At 37.4% G+C, this 17,582-nt stretch carries 16 protein-coding genes and 1 other annotated feature; all 16 genes read left to right on the top strand.

The features are described from left to right. Positions 1-7 precede the first annotated feature (7 nt). The 16 genes from ACUL40_RS14640 (at position 8) to minC (ending at position 17,580) form a co-directional block, all read left to right on the top strand. The gene (locus tag ACUL40_RS14640; protein WP_000008991.1) at positions 8-841 is read left to right on the top strand and encodes a cytochrome c biogenesis protein; all 834 of its coding nucleotides are present in this window, start codon (positions 8-10) and stop codon (positions 839-841) included. Positions 842-856: 15 nt separating this feature from the next. Further along, on the top strand, positions 857-1,786 hold the full coding sequence (hemC, locus tag ACUL40_RS14635; protein WP_001226407.1) for a hydroxymethylbilane synthase: 930 nt from the start codon (positions 857-859) through the stop codon (positions 1,784-1,786). 2 nt (positions 1,787-1,788) lie between these two features. Next, positions 1,789-2,541 (top strand): uroporphyrinogen-III synthase, encoded by a 753-nt coding sequence (hemD, locus tag ACUL40_RS14630; protein ID WP_000992353.1) that lies wholly within the window; start codon positions 1,789-1,791, stop codon positions 2,539-2,541. A gap of 20 nt (positions 2,542-2,561) precedes the next feature. Then, complete coding sequence (gene hemB / locus ACUL40_RS14625; RefSeq protein WP_001087065.1) at positions 2,562-3,551, top strand: porphobilinogen synthase; 990 nt, start codon at positions 2,562-2,564, stop codon at positions 3,549-3,551. Further along, positions 3,551-4,837, top strand: a complete 1,287-nt coding sequence (gene hemL, locus ACUL40_RS14620; RefSeq protein ID WP_000712942.1) for a glutamate-1-semialdehyde 2,1-aminomutase — start codon at positions 3,551-3,553, stop codon at positions 4,835-4,837. Before hemB ends, hemL begins: the two co-directional genes overlap by 1 nt. Before the next feature lie 80 nt (positions 4,838-4,917). Further along, a complete protein-coding gene (gene spoVID, locus ACUL40_RS14615; protein WP_002026373.1) occupies positions 4,918-5,928 on the top strand; it encodes a stage VI sporulation protein D in 1,011 nt (336 codons plus the stop codon). 66 nt (positions 5,929-5,994) lie between these two features. Next, on the top strand, positions 5,995-7,020 hold the full coding sequence (gene ysxE, locus ACUL40_RS14610) for a spore coat protein YsxE (RefSeq protein ID WP_445422974.1): 1,026 nt from the start codon (positions 5,995-5,997) through the stop codon (positions 7,018-7,020). A gap of 250 nt (positions 7,021-7,270) precedes the next feature. After that, positions 7,271-7,502 (top strand) — a binding site (T-box leader). 37 nt (positions 7,503-7,539) lie between these two features. Next, a complete protein-coding gene (locus ACUL40_RS14605; RefSeq protein ID WP_000072244.1) occupies positions 7,540-10,185 on the top strand; it encodes a valine--tRNA ligase in 2,646 nt (881 codons plus the stop codon). Positions 10,186-10,278: 93 nt separating this feature from the next. Next, a complete protein-coding gene (locus ACUL40_RS14600; protein WP_445422973.1) occupies positions 10,279-11,580 on the top strand; it encodes a bifunctional folylpolyglutamate synthase/dihydrofolate synthase in 1,302 nt (433 codons plus the stop codon). A gap of 165 nt (positions 11,581-11,745) precedes the next feature. Further along, positions 11,746-12,696 carry a stage II sporulation protein B gene (locus ACUL40_RS14595; RefSeq protein ID WP_000361009.1) on the top strand — a complete coding sequence of 317 codons (951 nt, stop codon included), beginning with the start codon at positions 11,746-11,748 and terminating at the stop codon, positions 12,694-12,696. A gap of 232 nt (positions 12,697-12,928) precedes the next feature. Then, entirely contained in the window at positions 12,929-13,504 is a 576-nt protein-coding gene (locus ACUL40_RS14590) for a Maf family protein (RefSeq protein ID WP_001226291.1), read from the top strand. A 46-nt stretch (positions 13,505-13,550) separates the two neighbouring features. Further along, the gene (radC, locus tag ACUL40_RS14585) at positions 13,551-14,228 is read left to right on the top strand and encodes a RadC family protein (protein ID WP_001013390.1); all 678 of its coding nucleotides are present in this window, start codon (positions 13,551-13,553) and stop codon (positions 14,226-14,228) included. Positions 14,229-14,385: 157 nt separating this feature from the next. Then, a complete protein-coding gene (gene mreB, locus ACUL40_RS14580) occupies positions 14,386-15,405 on the top strand; it encodes a cell shape-determining protein MreB (RefSeq protein ID WP_000466736.1) in 1,020 nt (339 codons plus the stop codon). A gap of 41 nt (positions 15,406-15,446) precedes the next feature. After that, on the top strand, positions 15,447-16,298 hold the full coding sequence (gene mreC, locus ACUL40_RS14575; protein WP_001135488.1) for a rod shape-determining protein MreC: 852 nt from the start codon (positions 15,447-15,449) through the stop codon (positions 16,296-16,298). Positions 16,299-16,312: 14 nt separating this feature from the next. Continuing rightward, positions 16,313-16,858, top strand: a complete 546-nt coding sequence (gene mreD, locus ACUL40_RS14570) for a rod shape-determining protein MreD (protein WP_000975766.1) — start codon at positions 16,313-16,315, stop codon at positions 16,856-16,858. Positions 16,859-16,893: 35 nt separating this feature from the next. Beyond that, positions 16,894-17,580 (top strand): septum site-determining protein MinC, encoded by a 687-nt coding sequence (minC, locus tag ACUL40_RS14565; protein ID WP_000391521.1) that lies wholly within the window; start codon positions 16,894-16,896, stop codon positions 17,578-17,580. The last annotated feature ends 2 nt before the right edge of the window (positions 17,581-17,582 follow it).

Genomic DNA, 17,582 nt, shown 5'->3' with positions numbered 1-17,582 from the left:
TGATCGGATGAGTTTTTTAAATAACAGTATTATTTATCATATTGCAATTATTTTATATGCTTGTAGCATTAGTTTATATTTTATAGATTATTTCCAAAGTAACCGAAAGGCGAACCGATTTGCTTTTTGGTTACTTGCGATTGTATGGGTCCTGCAGTCTATTTTTATGTTGCTTAGAGCTACAGATTCAGAAACGAATCCTATTTTAACTTTATTATCAGGGATTTATTTTTATGTTTGGTTATTGATTACGATGTCGTTAGTTATTAATCGATTTATGAGAATTGACTTTTTAGTCTTTTTTACAAATGTTGTAGCATTTGGCGTAAGCGCTTTTTCTATTTTTACACCGCTCGGAAAGATGTCGCCAGTACTTGCGGAACAATTAGTTTCAGAACTTGTATACGTGCATGTTGGTATGGCAATTATTTCTTACGCAACGTTTACTGTATCGTTCATTTTTTCTATTATGTATTTATTGCAATATCGCCTATTAAAAAAGAAAAAATGGAATGCGAGATTAAGAAGGTTAGGGAATTTACCGAAGCTAGAATCTATGTCTTACGGATTAAATTTATTTTCTGTTCCATTTTTCTTACTAGCAATTTTATTAGGATGTATATGGGGATATACAAAATTGGATAATTTCCATTGGTATGATACGAAAGTAATCGGATCTTTTGTCGTTCTATTTGTGTATTGCACAGGTTTATATTTACGAGCGGCAGATGTGTTGCAAGGTAAGAAAATTGTACAGTGGAATATCGGATCGTTTCTCGTAATGCTAGTAAACATTTTTCTATTAAGCAGTTTGTCCAATTTCCACTTTTGGTATTTATAATGAGGAGAGAGAATTATGCGCAAAATTATTGTAGGATCACGAAAGAGTAAACTAGCATTAACGCAAACAAACTGGTTTATTGATCAGTTAAAAGCCCTAGGTCTACCATATGAATTTGAAGTGAAAGAAATTGTCACAAAAGGTGATGTTATTTTAGATGTTACTCTTTCAAAAGTAGGCGGAAAAGGCTTGTTTGTGAAAGAGATTGAACATGCGCTACTTACGAAAGAAATCGATATGGCTGTACATAGTATGAAAGATATGCCAGCCGTACTTCCAGAAGGTTTAATGATTGGCTGTACACCAAAGCGTGTTGACCCTCGTGATGCTTTTATCTCAAAAAATGGAGCATCGTTTAAAGAGTTAGCGGAAGGTGCTATTTTAGGTACGAGTAGTTTAAGACGTAGTGCACAGCTACTCGCTGCGAGACCAGATTTACAAGTGAAGTGGATTCGCGGGAATATCGATACACGTTTACGTAAATTAAAAGAAGAAGATTACGATGCGATTATTTTAGCGACAGCTGGATTACAAAGAATGGGCTGGGATAATGATGTTATTACAGAACATTTAGATGATACGTTATGTGTACCTGCTGTAGGACAAGGTGCATTAGCGATTGAGTGTCGTGAGGATGATAAGGATTTATTGCAGTTGTTAGCGCATATTAATGATACGATAACAGAAAGAACAGTGGCAGCGGAGCGAGTATTTCTTCATAAACTTGAAGGTGGATGCCAAGTTCCAATTGCTGGATATGCAACCCTTACAGAAAACGATGCAATCGAATTAACAGCTCTTGTCGGCTCTATGGATGGCTCTGTTTTATTAAAAGAGACAGTAGTGGGTACTAACCCTGAGGAAGTAGGGTTAGAGGCCGCGGACCGTTTAATTAAACAAGGCGCCAAAGAACTCATTCTTGCTGCAAATAAGGAGCAACAATAAATATGAACGCTCTCGCTGGAAAAACGGTATTGATTACACGTGCCCAGCATCAAGCGAAACAAATGAGTGTAGCAGTGAAAGAAAAGAGCGGAATTCCATTGGAAATTCCGCTTTTGCGTATGGAAGGTATGTCTCATAGGCAAATTCAACATATTGAAGAGCAGCTACATTCATACGACTGGGTTATTTTTACGAGCAGAAATGGTGTAGCTTTTTTTCTAGATAGTCTAAAAAAGAAACTACCGTTAACCATTAGAATCGCTGCGGTAGGTGTGAAAACAAAATTAGAGTTAGAAAAAAGGGGCTATCAAGTTCATTTTGTTCCGACTTCATTTGTTGCAGAAGCATTTGCAGAAGAGTTTCTAAAAGAATTAAGTGGAAACGAACGTATTTTATTTCCGAAAGGGAATTTAGCAAGAGAGGTAATTCCGGTTGCACTTCGGGAAATTGGTGTTTCTCTAGATGAGCTAATCGTATACGGTACGAAAGTGAATATAGAAAAAAAGCAAGAACTTATAGCAGCATTGAAGTTAGGGAAAGTAGACATTATTACATTTACGAGCCCTTCAACTGTTACTAGTTTTGTTCGTTTACTTGAGGGTACAAACTGGAGAGAATGGACAAAAAAATGTACAATTGCTTGTATAGGACCTATTACGGAAAAAGAGGCAAGTCTTTATTTTCCGTCTGTTATTGTGCCGAAAGAGTACACTGTAGAAGCATTACTACAATATGTTTGTGAATCTATAAAATGAAAGAATGGGGATAGAAATCTATGAACTCTTTACAATTTAATCGTCATCGTCGTTTAAGACAAAGCGGGGGCATGCGTGCACTTGTGCGTGAAACGTTTTTACATACGGAAGATTTTATTTACCCTATTTTTGTATTAGAAGGTGAAAATGTTCGTAATGAAGTTCCTTCTATGCCGGGCGTATATCAAATGTCTTTAGATTTATTGCAAGCTGAAATGCAAGAAGTTGTTGATTTAGGTATTCGTTCTGTTATTGTATTTGGTTTACCTGCTGAAAAGGATGAAGTTGGATCATCAGCATATTGTGATCATGGAATTGTACAACGTGCTATTCAGCAAATTAAAGGTGATTTCCCTGAGCTAGTAGTAGTTGCAGATACATGTTTATGTCAATTTACAAGCCATGGTCATTGCGGTGTAATTGAAGATGGGATTATTTTAAATGACGAGTCTCTTGCAGTTCTTGCGAAAACAGCTGTAAGTCAAGCGAAAGCAGGAGCGGATATTATTGCGCCATCAAACATGATGGACGGCTTCGTAACAGCAATTCGTCATGCATTAGACGAAAATGGTTTTGGACACGTGCCAGTTATGTCGTACGCTGTGAAATATTCATCAGCATTTTATGGACCATTCCGTGATGCTGCGCACGGTGCACCGCAATTTGGTGACCGTAAAACATATCAAATGGATCCGGCAAACCGTATGGAAGCATTCCGTGAAGCAGAATCAGATGTAATGGAAGGTGCAGATTTCTTAATCGTAAAACCAGCTCTTTCTTACTTAGATATCGTTCGTGATGTGAAAAATAACTTTAATTTACCAGTTGTCGCTTATAATGTAAGTGGTGAATATTCGATGATTAAAGCGGCAGCGCAAAATGGTTGGATTAATGAAAAAGAAGTTGTTCTTGAAAAATTAATTAGTATGAAACGTGCAGGGGCAGATTTAATTATTACGTATCATGCAAAAGATGCAGCAAGGTGGTTACAAGAAGGAGGCGCTAAATAATGAAAAAGTTTGATAAGTCAATTGCAGCGTTTGAAGAGGCGCAAGACTTAATGCCTGGTGGCGTAAATAGCCCGGTTCGTGCCTTTAAGTCTGTTGGGATGAATCCGTTGTTTATGGAGCGTGGAAAAGGCTCTAAAGTATATGATATCGATGGGAATGAATACATCGACTACGTATTATCATGGGGTCCTTTAATTCATGGTCATGCAAATGATCGTGTTGTAGAAGCGTTAAAATCTGTTGCTGAAAGAGGTACAAGCTTCGGTGCACCAACAGAAATTGAAAATAAATTAGCAAAACTTGTTATTGAGCGCGTGCCATCAATTGAGATTGTGCGTATGGTTAACTCTGGAACGGAAGCAACAATGAGTGCACTACGTTTAGCTCGTGGTTATACAGGTCGTAATAAAATCTTGAAATTTATTGGTTGTTACCACGGTCATGGTGATTCGTTATTAATTAAAGCTGGTTCTGGTGTGGCGACTTTAGGTTTACCAGATAGTCCTGGTGTACCAGAAGGTGTAGCGAAAAATACGATTACAGTAGCTTATAACGATTTAGAAAGCGTAAAATACGCGTTTGAACAATTCGGTGATGATATTGCTTGTGTAATTGTAGAACCAGTAGCAGGAAATATGGGGGTTGTTCCTCCGCAGCCTGGATTTTTAGAAGGTCTTCGTGAAGTAACAGAACAAAACGGTGCATTGCTTATTTTTGATGAAGTAATGACAGGGTTCCGAGTAGCTTATAATTGTGGCCAAGGTTATTATGGCGTAACGCCTGATTTAACATGCCTAGGTAAAGTAATCGGTGGTGGTTTACCGGTAGGAGCATACGGTGGTAAAGCGGAAATTATGCGCCAAGTTGCGCCAAGCGGACCGATTTACCAAGCTGGTACTTTATCAGGTAATCCACTTGCAATGGCGGCAGGTTATGAAACGTTAGTACAGTTAACGCCAGAATCATATGTAGAATTTGAGCGTAAAGCTGAAATGTTAGAAGCTGGATTACGTAAAGCAGCTGAAAAACATGGCATTCCGCATCATATTAACCGTGCAGGCTCTATGATTGGTATTTTCTTTACAGATGAACCCGTTATTAATTACGATGCAGCAAAATCTTCAAACTTAGAATTCTTTGCGGCTTACTATCGTGAAATGGTAGAACAAGGTGTATTCTTACCACCATCTCAATTCGAAGGTTTATTCTTATCGACAGCACATAGTGATGCAGATATTGAAGCGACGATTGCAGCAGCTGAAATTGCAATGTCAAAATTAAAATAATGTATTAGAGAAAAATCGCTCTCCATAAGGGGGGCGATTTTTTTTATTCATAAAGTAAGCTTCCCACACATAAATCTGTAATGACATATAGTTTGGGAGGGGGAAAAGAAGTGGCTACAGATCATTCGTTACGATTTTCATTAAAAGAATCTGTTTGGTTCCAAAAGGGACAGGAAGTCGAAGAACTTTTGTCAATTTCGTTAGATCCAGACGTTGAGATAGAAGAGCTTGATCATGAAGTAATCGTGAGAGGGCAATTAGATTTAACGGGAGAGTATGTTGCACGAAAAGATGATTCGGCGTATTCATTAAGAGAACTATCGCCAGCAAAGTCAATTGATTATGTAGAAACAAGGGAAGATGGGGTTAATGAACTTGTTCATTCCTTTCCGCTTGAAATATCAATTCCGAGAAATCGAGTGAAAGTAATTGAAGAGCTATATGTATCAATTGAGGAATTTGATTATGAATTAAAGGAAAATGGTTGCTTACAATTATTAGCGGATATATCTATTAGCGGTTTGTGTGATGAAGAGAGAAACGAGGATGAAGCTGAAGAGGAAGAAACGGTGTATGCCGAGTTAGAAGAAGATTCAGCGCAAGAGGACGAAAATAGACCGGCGCCGCATGTAGAAGAACCAGCATATAAGGAATCAGATGAGTGGGAAGATTACGCATTTGAACCGTTCCAATTAGAGGAAAGAAAAGAGCAGGAATTAGAAGAAGAGAAGATAGAGGAACATGAATTTGTGGAGCGTGAAGAGGAGCAAGAAACAACGCCGCAATTTGAACTGTTCGGACGAAAAGATTTCAAGAAAGAAAAAGCGAAAAAGCAGGAAGAACAAGAAGAAGAGTACTCACAGCGAGATGAAAATGCGCTTTATTTAACAAAACTATTTACGAAAGAACCGGAAGAAGAATTTACAAAGTTAAGAATGTATTTCGTGCAAGAAGGGGATACAATTGAATCTATTGCAGACCGTTATGAAACGTCTGTACAAAATTTATACCGTGTCAATCAAACAGAAGATATATTTTTAAATACGGGGCAAATTATTTATATTCCCGTTTCAAGGGTAAAGGCGAAATAAGGAAGTGAGTGTTTTCACTCACTTCCTTTCTTAGAGGCTATGTTTTGAATAGAAAGGGTTATTCGTATGGATATTGAGTTGCGAAATCACTATGAACCTATCGTGAGGCAATATAGATTGGATACGCAGCATATGGAAGAGCACGGAAATGTAATGAAAATTTATACGAATCAAGGTCCATATGCACTCAAGAAAATAGAAGGCAGAAAGTTAGAGCGGAATAACTTTCTGCATCATATTCAATATTTGAAGGAGAAAGGTTTTTCAAATTATGTACCTATATATCATGCGACGGATGGAAGTTATATTTTAAGTGACGGGACGTATAATTATTATTTAATGCCTTGGTTAGAACGTGCAGAAGGAAACGTTGAGGACAATGATCAATACCATAAAATGTTTCAGACACTTGGAACGTTGCATCAAAAAACTGTGAAGGAAGAAACGTATACGGAAGAAGATTTAGAAAAACATTATACAAGTATATCCGATCGTTGGGAAAATGATGGTGAGATGTTAGAAGAGTTTCTCGTAGAATCTGAATCAAAATGGTATATGTCCCCGTTTGAATTGCAATATTGTACGTACTATCATCATGTAATGAGAGCGCGTGAATTTGCAACGAAGCAATTAAATGAGTGGAACGATGCGATGAAAGAAAAGGAGAAAACGCGTATTACTTTTGTGCATGGTAATGTGTCACTGAATCATTTTTTATTTGACTATGAACGGAATGGCTATTTTATTAGTTTAGAAAAATCGAAGTTTGCAACGCCTGTGCAAGATATAGTAGGTTTTTATTCACGGTCTTTAAACACATATCCAATCGCAAGAAGTGATCGGTTTGAATGGTTTCAAATGTATCAAAAAAATTTCCCTTTTACGAAAGAAGAGCAACTACTTATGTTTGCGTATATGACGTATCCATCGCAATTTATTCGGCAAATCCAGTCTTATAAGAAAAGAAGAGATAATCGTAACGAGGAAAATGAACTGCGCGGAGTAAAGAGTTTGCAACAATCGCATTGGCTCGTTAGCAATATAGAATATTTCCTGTCACAATTACAAGCTGCCCAGCAAGGGAACGGATAAAGTAAACATTCCCCGCTGATGATTAGCCTTCACTAATTGGGCGTTTACGGGCACCAGGGCTCCCATCTAACTTCTTTGCTTCAGCTGAGTTTTGAGGTGGAGGTCTTACTGCCCACAAATAGCGGGGTAAAGAAGATAAGTAGAGGATTCTACTTATCTTCTTTTTGGCACCAAAAGCTGTAGTTTTAAATTTATCTTGACGAATAAGGTTTCGTTTTTTACACTATTGTATATAATAATTAACAATCATATAAATGCCTTGAAGGGGAAGAGTATAACATGAAACGTCTTCAGAGAGGAGAATCATTAGCTGGGAGATTCTCTAGATAGTTATGTTAGAAGGTAGCCCTGGAGCATCTTTTCTGAACGGAATAGTTCTTATTAGGAAAAGACGGATTTGTCCGTTATCAAATTAAGAGTATAAGCAAATTATGAATTTGTTTGTAAATAAAGGTGGTACCGCGATGTCCCTCGTCCTTTTTGGATGAGGGACATTTTTTATTTTAAGGAGGGAAAATAATGTCAAACACGGAAAAGAATTTACCAACTAAATATGATCATATGTCCGTTGAAGAAGGCCTTTATCAATGGTGGCTTGAAGGCAAATATTTTGAAGCAACAGGAGACGAGAAGAAACAACCGTATACAATTGTAATTCCACCTCCGAACGTAACTGGTAAGTTACACTTAGGTCATGCTTGGGATACAACTCTTCAAGATATTTTAACTCGTACGAAGCGTATGCAAGGATACGATGTACTATGGCTTCCAGGAATGGACCATGCTGGTATCGCAACACAAGCGAAAGTAGAAGGAAAACTTCGTGAAGAAGGTATTTCACGTTACGATCTTGGCCGTGAAAAATTCCTTGAAAAAGCTTGGGAGTGGAAAGAAGAGTACGCTTCTCACATTCGTCAACAATGGGGGAAAGTTGGTTTAGGACTAGACTATTCTCGTGAACGCTTCACATTAGACAAAGGTTTATCAGATGCGGTTAATAAAGTATTCGTTCAATTATACGAAAAAGGCTTAATTTATCGTGGTGAATATATCATCAACTGGGATCCAGCAACACGTACAGCTCTTTCTGATATTGAAGTAATTCATAAAGAAGTTCAAGGTGCATTCTACCATATGAACTATCCGTTAACAGATGGTTCTGGTCACATTCGTCTTGCTACTACTCGTCCAGAAACGATGCTTGGTGATACAGCAGTAGCAGTTCATCCAGAAGACGATCGTTACAAACATTTAATCGGAAAAACAGTTACACTTCCAATCGTAGGCCGTGAGATTCCGATTATTGCTGATGAGTACGTAGAAAAAGATTTCGGAACGGGCGTTGTAAAAATTACACCAGCTCATGACCCGAATGACTTTGAAGTAGGTAACCGTCATGACTTACCACGCATCTTAGTAATGAACGAAGATGGATCGATGAACGAAAAAGCTGGTAAGTATAACGGTATGGATCGTTTCGAATGCCGTAAAGAATTAGTAAAAGACTTACAAGAAGCTGGCGTATTAGTAGAAATCGAGCCACATATGCATTCAGTAGGTCATAGTGAGCGTAGCGGTGCGGTTGTTGAGCCTTATTTATCAACACAGTGGTTCGTAAAAATGGCTCCACTTGCTGAAAAAGCAGTAGCGCTTCAACAAAAAGAAGAAGAAAAAGTAACGTTCGTACCAGAGCGTTTTGAAAACACATATTTACGTTGGATGGAAAATATTCATGACTGGTGTATTTCTCGTCAATTATGGTGGGGACACCGTATTCCAGCTTGGTACCATAAAGAAACTGGTGAAGTATACGTAGGTACAGAAGCACCAGCAGATATTGAAAACTGGAATCAAGATAACGATGTACTTGATACATGGTTCAGTTCAGCATTATGGCCATTCTCCACACTTGGTTGGCCAAATGAAGATTCAGCAGACTTCAAACGTTACTATTCAACAGATGCACTAGTAACGGGTTATGATATCATCTTCTTCTGGGTATCTCGTATGATTTTCCAAGGTTTAGAGTTTACAGGCGAGCGTCCATTTAAAGATGTATTAATTCACGGTTTAGTTCGTGACGAGCAAGGTCGTAAAATGAGTAAATCTCTTGGTAACGGTATTGATCCAATGGATGTTATCGAGAAGTACGGTGCAGATGCAATGCGTTTCTTCTTATCAACAGGAAGTGCACCAGGTCAAGATTTACGTTTCAGCATGGAAAAAGTAGAATCTACTTGGAACTTCATTAATAAAATTTGGAACGCATCACGTTTCGTATTAATGAACATGGATGATATGAAGTATGAAGAAATCGATTTAACTGGTGAAAAATCAGTTGCGGATAAGTGGATCTTAACTCGCTTAAACGAAACAATCGAAAGCGTAACACGTAACATGGATAAATATGAGTTCGGTGAAGCTGGTCGTTCATTATACAACTTCATTTGGGACGATTTCTGTGATTGGTATATTGAAATGGCGAAACTTCCACTATACGGTGAAGATGAAGCAGCTAAGAAAACAACTCGTTCTATTTTAGCTTACGTATTAGATCAAACAATGCGTCTATTACACCCATTCATGCCATTCGTAACAGAGAAAATTTGGCAACATTTACCGCATGAAGGCGAGTCTATTACAGTAGCTGCGTGGCCAACAGTTCGCGAAGATTTACAAGATACGGAGGCTGCGGCAGAAATGCACCTTCTAGTTGATATCATTCGCTCTGTTCGTAACATCCGTGCAGAAGTAAATACGCCAATGAGCAAAAAAGTTCAAATGCAAATTAAAGCAAAAGATGAGGCTGTACTTGCTCAACTTACGAAAAACAGCTCTTACATTGAGCGTTTCTGTAACCCAAGCGAATTAACAATTCAAACAGACTTACAAGCGCCAGAAAAGGCAATGACTGCAATCGTATCAGGTGCAGAGTTATTCTTACCGTTAGCTGATCTTATCAATCTTGATGAAGAGAGAGCTCGTCTTGAGAAAGAACTTGAGAAGTTCGATAAAGAAGTAGAACGTGTACAGAAGAAACTTTCTAACCAAGGTTTCGTAGCGAAAGCTCCTGCAGCGGTTATTGAAGGAGAGCGTGCGAAAGAGCAAGATTACCTAGAAAAACGCGAAGCAGTTCGTCAACGTCTAGCAGATCTTGAAAAGTAAAAATGTTTTTAGAGACTCACTATATTGGTGAGTCTCTTTTCTTTGCGTATAATAGAACTATGAAAGTTGTCTTTTGAAAGGGGAAAAATATACGTGATACATACATACGAAGAAGCGATAGGGTGGATCCATAGCCGATTGAAATTTGGAATTAAGCCAGGATTAGAAAGAATGAGATGGATGTTAGAAGAACTTGGAAATCCAGAGCGTCATATCAAATGTGTTCATCTTGCTGGTACAAATGGAAAAGGTTCAACGTTAACATATATGCGTTACATGTTAGAAGGCGCGAAATATAAGGTAGGAACGTTTACCTCTCCTTACATCGAATCATTTAATGAACGCATTAGTGTGAATGGAACACCAATTGCAGACGAAGAGATTACTGAACTTGTAAAGCTGGTAAAACCAGTCGTGGAAAAACTAGATGAAACGGATTTAGGGGAAGCGACAGAGTTTGAAATTATTACTGTTATGGCGATTTGCTATTTCGGCAAATTCAATTTCTGTGATGTTGTTTTATTTGAAACAGGGCTTGGTGGACGTTTTGATTCTACCAATGTTATACACCCTGTTCTCACGATTATTACGAATATCGGTCACGATCATATGCATATTTTAGGAAATACACTAGGAGAAATTGCATATGAAAAGGCGGGGATTATTAAGTCTGGCGTGCCGGTAATTACTGGTGTACAAGATGAAGAAGCTTTGCAAGTCATTCAAAATGTTGCAAAGGAAAATCATGCAAACTTATACGAGATGGGCAACCATTTTACAGCATTACATAAACAGTCTAGTGAAGATGGAGAACAGTTCGATTTCACTTGTCCTTTCGCCTCTTTTGAAGATGTGCGAATCACAATGAAAGGCAGCCACCAAGTAGGAAACGCAGCACTTGCGCTTATGGCAGTCATGTATGTAAAAACATACTTATCATTTTTAATTGAGGAAGAAGAAATAAGAACTGGATTACAGGAAGCGTATTGGGTGGGGCGCTTTGAAAAACTGCAAAGTAATCCAGATATTATTATAGATGGTGCTCATAATCCAGAAGGTATCGAAAGCCTTGTGCAAACAGTAGAAGCGCATTACAAAGATAAAAATGTAATAGTGTTATTTACTGCCCTTGGTGATAAACAATTACATAACATGGTAGGCCAATTAGAAACCATTGCAGATGAAATTATTTTTACAACATTCGCCTTTGATCGTGCTATTTCTGCTGATAAGCTTGCATCATATTCACAGAAAGAATCAAAATTAGTTTTTGAAAATTGGAAAGAGGCAATTGATACAAAAGTTGAAATGATAGCAGAAAATGATGTTTTTATCATAACAGGTTCTCTTTATTTCATTTCTGAAGTACGAAAATATATTTGTGAGAAAAACTAGATAGTCTTTGCTATCTAGTTTTTTTGTTCTACAAATGAAGTCAAATGCATACATATAAGATAAATATATAGGGTTATTTGGCGAATTCCTCTGACAAATATCTCGTTTTTTTATGAAATGAATATGATATGATGCGGACAACGATAAGAGGTGAGGTGTGAGTGTATGGACAAGCAATCACGAACGATCTCAGTGAAAGTGAATGGAACAGAAGCGAAGTATGAGGAAAAAAAGAAAGATGAATTTGAATGGATGGTAGTAGAAAGTGAACGACCGAAAAATGTTGTTCCGTTTCAAAAAGCGAAATCAATGTCTGTGGAAAAATACCGAAAGAAGTGGAGTAATACATTAATTGTAATCGTTGCAACTGCAATCATTATCGGTACGGCGTTTGGAATGGGGATGCTTCATTTACTTACTGGACAAGGAACGACAGGAGGAAGTGAAGTGACAGCTTCAAGGCCGACTGGAAATGGAGAATCAAAGGTGGGTGGAACGGCAGAACAAACACCAGCACCGAAAGAAGAAAAACAAAAAGCACAAGCAGGAACGTCATTGGATCCAATGAAATTATTTTTTGTTCAAGGGGGGCTTTATTCTTCTGAAGAAAAGGGACAGGCAGCTCTTGAAGAATGGAAAGGCAATGGGGGCATTGGTGCTTTGAGACCGAGCGGTGATAAGTATGCAATAGTTGTTGGTATTGCTAGCGATGAACAGTCTATAAATCAATTAATGACTAAGTATAAAAATGATGGTGTCTCCGTTTTAAAAAAGAACTGGGATATAACAGATAAAGCATTGCTGAAAGATGATAAAGAAGTAGGAACATTTTTAACAAAAGTGCAGCCATTATACACTCATTTAGCAAAATATGCTTCTAGCGTACAAGTTGGTGGAAAAAGCAGCGCAAAAGATATAGAAGTAATTGAAAAAGAATGGAAAAAGGTTGAAAAAGAAGGGAAAAGTATGAAACAAGAAGAAGCAAAGAAACTGTATATGTATACGTCGGTAGCTGTACAAACAGTAAAAGATGGGAAGATGGATAAGGAATCTTTGGCGAAATTAAATCAAGTTATTATTGATGGTTTACTCTCGTATGAAAAAATTGTTTCGTAGAAAGTGAAATGATAGGATAATAAAATGAGTAAGAAAGAAGTACATGTACTTCTTTCTTTTCTTTTGAATTTAGAGCAAAGTGCTTTCTCTATGACAGGAATATAATCGTATGCAATAAAGAAGTGTTATTTTAGTTAGAGAAATTAATATTTCTTTCATTTGTGGACAAACTATTCCTTTGATACGATTAATATAAATTGTTCTGCTTCATGTGAGAAAGGAAGGAGAAAATATGAGAAAAATAATTTTAGCTTCAGGGTCACCTCGGAGGAAGGAATTGCTTGAGTTAGCTAGTGTGCCATTTGAAATCGTTGTAAGTGAAGTAGAGGAAACAATTGGTGCATATTCATCGCCTTCTGATATTGTAATGTCGCTTGCCTTGCAAAAAGCATCAGCGGTGGCAGAAAATAATAGTGATCACATTGTGTTAGGTGCAGATACAATTGTTACATATGAGTCGCGTATTCTTGGTAAGCCTTCTAATGAGGATGAGGCGAAAGAGATGTTGCAATTACTATCAGGGAAAACACATGAAGTGTATACAGGTGTTGCAATTATAGCAAAAGAAAAAACGGTTACTTTTTATGAGCGTACAGAAGTTACATTTTGGGAGTTAACAGAAGAGGAAATTGATACATACGTCGCGTCGAAAGAACCTCTTGATAAAGCCGGTAGTTATGGGATTCAAGGTAAAGGATCTATTTTCGTTCAAAATATTCAAGGGGACTACTATAGTGTAGTTGGCTTACCAATTGCACGTCTCGTTCGGGAATTAAAACAATTTGATATTGATGTAACCCATGCGTAAAATTGCATGGGGTTTTCTTTGAGAGAACAAATAAAGGGGTGGAGAGATGAACGGTATTCGTGATGTTGTAAGAGAAGAACAGCCACGGGAGCGTTTATTGTTAGAAGGTGCTGGAAGTTTATCAAATCGAGAGCTTCTCGCAGTGTTACTCAGAACAGGTTCTAAAGAAGAAACAGTTTTAAAGTTGTCAGATAAAATTTTACATCAATTTGATGGCTTACGTATGTTGAAAGATGCAACATTAGAAGAGCTAATTAGTATACATGGTATTGGGATTTCAAAGGCATCGCAACTTATGGCAGCCTTTGAACTAGGCAGAAGAATGGTACGTTTAGAATATCAAAATAGATATAGTATTCGAAGTCCAGAAGATTGTGCGAAATACATGATGGAAGAAATGCGTTTTTTACAACAAGAGCATTTTGTTTGTTTATATTTAAATACAAAAAATCAAGTTATACATAGGCAAACGATCTTTATTGGAAGTTTAAACACGTCAATTGTACACCCGAGGGAAGTTTTTAAAGAAGCCTTCCGTCGTGCAGCAGCCTCTATCATATGTCTTCATAACCATCCCTCAGGAGATCCCACGCCGAGCCGTGAAGATATTGCAGTAACAAAACGCTTAGTAGAATGCGGCCAGATTATCGGAATTGAAGTGCTTGATCATATTATAATAGGTGACCATAAATTCGTGAGTTTAAAGGAAAAAGGTCATATTTAAGACTATGCTTTTTACTTATTTTGTTTTATAATGTGATTTATGAGTTTTTTGTAGAAATTTATCTACAAAAAGGATAAAGATATAAAAAACGTACTGTTTTTATAATATAAAGTAAGAAAAAATGAGTCCGTGAAAACAAGAAAGGAAGATAAATAATATGTTTGGATTTGGTGGATTTACTCGCGATCTTGGAATAGACTTAGGAACTGCGAACACGCTTGTATATGTAAAAGGAAAAGGTGTAGTTTTACGTGAACCTTCAGTAGTTGCGTTACAAACTGATACGAAACAAATCGTTGCTGTAGGTAGCGATGCAAAACAAATGATTGGTCGTACACCAGGGAACGTTGTGGCACTTCGCCCGATGAAAGACGGTGTAATTGCTGATTATGAAACAACTGCAACAATGATGAAATATTACATTCAACAAGCTCAAAAATCAAACGGTTTCTTCTCACGTAAGCCGTATGTAATGGTATGTGTACCATCTGGTATTACAGCTGTAGAAAGACGTGCAGTAATCGATGCGACTCGTCAAGCGGGTGCTCGTGATGCTTATCCTATCGAAGAGCCATTTGCAGCAGCAATTGGTGCAAACTTACCTGTTTGGGAACCAACTGGTAGTATGGTTGTTGATATCGGTGGCGGTACAACAGAAGTTGCAATTATTTCTCTAGGTGGTATTGTAACAAGCCAGTCAGTCCGTGTTGCTGGTGATGATATGGACGATTCAATCATTCAGTACATTAAGAAAAGCTATAACTTAATGATCGGTGAAAGAACAGCTGAAGCATTAAAATTAGAAATTGGTTCTGCAGGCGAGCCAGAAGGTATCGAGCCTATGGAAATTCGCGGTCGTGATTTAGTAAGTGGTTTACCAAAAACAGTACTAATTCAGCCAGAAGAAATTGCAGATGCATTAAAAGATACAGTAGATGCGATTGTAGAATCAGTTAAAAATACGTTAGAAAAAACTCCACCTGAATTAGCGGCTGATATTATGGACCGCGGTATCGTATTAACAGGTGGCGGGGCATTACTACGTAATTTAGATAAAGTAATTAGTGAAGAAACGAAAATGCCAGTTCTTGTTGCAGAAGATCCATTAGATTGCGTAGCAATTGGAACAGGTAAAGCATTAGACAATATCGATCTTTTCAAAACTGCTGCTCGATAATATTGCAAAATAAAAATCAGTGAAATTAAGAGGGTGTGAACGTGCCACAGTTTTTCTTAAACAAAAGATTAATTGTTTTGTTGGTTAGTATTATTCTTCTCGTGGCATTGATTGGAATCTCATTGAAAGAACGGAACAGTTTAACATGGCCAGAGCAGTTTGTTAAAGATACTGTCGGTGTTGTAGAACGTGTATTCCAAAAGCCAGCGAAATACGTAGCTGGATTCTTCGAAAATGTAGAGGATGTAAAGCGCACGTATGAAGAGAATAAAGAATTAAAAGCAAAATTAGATAATTATGCAGGTCTATCAGGGAAAGTAAAACAATTAGAAGATGATAACAAAAAGTTACAAGAGCTAACTGGTAAAAAAGAGTTAAATAGCGGGTATACTGAAATTCCAGCTACTGTTGTTTCTCGTAATCCAGATAAATGGTACGATTTAATTGGAATTGATAAAGGGGCACAGCAAGGAATTAAAAAAGATATGGCTGTAGTAACTTCACAAGGGTTAGTTGGAAGAGTGAAAAGTGTATCTCAGTTTACATCATCAGTAGAATTACTAAGTTCTATGAGCCGAACAAATCGCGTTTCTGCTATTGTACAAGGGCAAGAGAAAATCTTTGGATTGATTGAAGGTTATGACAAAGAAAAGCAATTACTTCTTTTCACAAAGATTGGCTCTGATGCACCGGTAGAGAAAGATCAACTAGTTGTAACATCTGGACTGGGTGATATTTTCCCGAAAGGTCTTGTAATTGGAAAAATCGTTGAAGTTCAGCCGGATGCATATGGCTTAACAAAAACAGCTTATGTAAAACCTGCCGCTGATTTAAATGACGTAGAGCATATTACGGTTGCTAAACGTGCAACACCTTCAGCGCCATTAGAATAGGAGGAGAAGAAGAGATGATGAAGATATTAAAAAGAGCAGCTCTTCCTCTTTTGCTCCTTTTTGTGTTTCTATTTGAAAATATGTTTGCTACTGTTGTTCCAACGGATGTATTTTGGAAAGACAGCATAGCAGCACCGCATTTCTTTATAATCGTCTTATGTTTTATTACAGTGTATTATAGTCCGGTCCAAGGGATTTATTACGGACTATTATTTGGCTTCTTATTTGATACCGTATACACAGAACTTGTCGGGATATATATTTTTGCTTATCCGATTTTAGCTTATTTAGTATATAGTGTGATGAAAGTACTACAATTGAATTTATTTATTGTTGTTTCTATCATATTAGCTAGCGTTGTAGCACTAGAGTATTATGTGTATGGATTCTTAACTTTATTAGGACGTACTCATATGCCAGCGTATGTCTTTTTCACAGATCGTCTCCTTTCTACTTTATTGTTAAATGCTATTTTCTTATTGATAGTTTGTTTCCCACTGAGACGATATATAGTGCGTCTTTCAAAAGCGATGGAAGAAAAAGAAAAAAGGATTTTCTAATTTTATGTCGAATTGAATCGGTGGGGTGAACTTTAGTGGAAGAAAAAAAGCAACAAAATGTAACGATAAAAGGGACAAAAGATGGGATAACGCTTCATTTAGATGATTGTTGTTCATTCTCAGAATTATTGATGGAATTAGACGAAAAACTTTCTACACATTACTACGATGGTGATGGGCGCTCTTTAATTGAAGTGCATGTGAAAGTAGGAAATCGTTATTTAACAGAAGTCCAACAAGAAGAGATTCGTACGTTAATTCGTAATAAAAAGAATCTTGTTGTGGATTCAATTGAAAGTGATGTTATCACTAAAGCAGAAGCAATAGCTTGGAAAGAAGAAACAGAAATTGTCCCTATTTCCAAAATTGTTCGCTCTGGACAAGTTTTACATGTAAAAGGAAATTTGTTGTTAATTGGAGATGTTAATCCAGGCGGAACGGTTATCGCTGGGGGGAATATTTTTGTCGTAGGATCATTAAGAGGAATTGCACATGCTGGGTATTATGGGGATTCGGATGCTGTAATCGCTGCATCTGTTATGAACCCGATGCAACTTCGAATTAGTGATGTGGCAATGCGGGCTCCGGAAGAGAAAGAAGACGGAGCGGAGGCGGCAGAATGTGCGTATATTAATGAGAACAATCACATTGTTGTCGATCGCCTGCAACTTCTCACTCATCTTAGACCTAATTTAACAAAGTTAGAAAGGGGAATTGTATAGCT

The organism is Bacillus sp. KNSH39 (assembly GCF_052656585.1).
Note: the sequence above shows the minus strand (reverse complement) of the source record. Positions and strands in the feature narration are given on the sequence as shown.

What these genes read in the sequence shown, in the direction of transcription:
- mreD (WP_000975766.1), top strand. Translation starts at nt 16,313, where the DNA reads ATGATGAAGATATTAAAAAGAGCAGCTCTTCCTCTTTTGCTCCTTTTT.
- spoVID (WP_002026373.1), top strand. Translation starts at nt 4,918, where the DNA reads ATGACATATAGTTTGGGAGGGGGAAAAGAAGTGGCTACAGATCATTCG.
- ACUL40_RS14590 (WP_001226291.1), top strand. Translation starts at nt 12,929, where the DNA reads ATGAGAAAAATAATTTTAGCTTCAGGGTCACCTCGGAGGAAGGAATTG.
- hemD (WP_000992353.1), top strand. Translation starts at nt 1,789, where the DNA reads ATGAACGCTCTCGCTGGAAAAACGGTATTGATTACACGTGCCCAGCAT.
- hemC (WP_001226407.1), top strand. Translation starts at nt 857, where the DNA reads ATGCGCAAAATTATTGTAGGATCACGAAAGAGTAAACTAGCATTAACG.
- ysxE (WP_445422974.1), top strand. Translation starts at nt 5,995, where the DNA reads ATGGATATTGAGTTGCGAAATCACTATGAACCTATCGTGAGGCAATAT.
- ACUL40_RS14595 (WP_000361009.1), top strand. Translation starts at nt 11,746, where the DNA reads ATGGACAAGCAATCACGAACGATCTCAGTGAAAGTGAATGGAACAGAA.
- mreB (WP_000466736.1), top strand. Translation starts at nt 14,386, where the DNA reads ATGTTTGGATTTGGTGGATTTACTCGCGATCTTGGAATAGACTTAGGA.
- hemL (WP_000712942.1), top strand. Translation starts at nt 3,551, where the DNA reads ATGAAAAAGTTTGATAAGTCAATTGCAGCGTTTGAAGAGGCGCAAGAC.
- hemB (WP_001087065.1), top strand. Translation starts at nt 2,562, where the DNA reads ATGAACTCTTTACAATTTAATCGTCATCGTCGTTTAAGACAAAGCGGG.
- radC (WP_001013390.1), top strand. Translation starts at nt 13,551, where the DNA reads ATGAACGGTATTCGTGATGTTGTAAGAGAAGAACAGCCACGGGAGCGT.
- ACUL40_RS14640 (WP_000008991.1), top strand. Translation starts at nt 8, where the DNA reads ATGAGTTTTTTAAATAACAGTATTATTTATCATATTGCAATTATTTTA.
- ACUL40_RS14605 (WP_000072244.1), top strand. Translation starts at nt 7,540, where the DNA reads ATGTCAAACACGGAAAAGAATTTACCAACTAAATATGATCATATGTCC.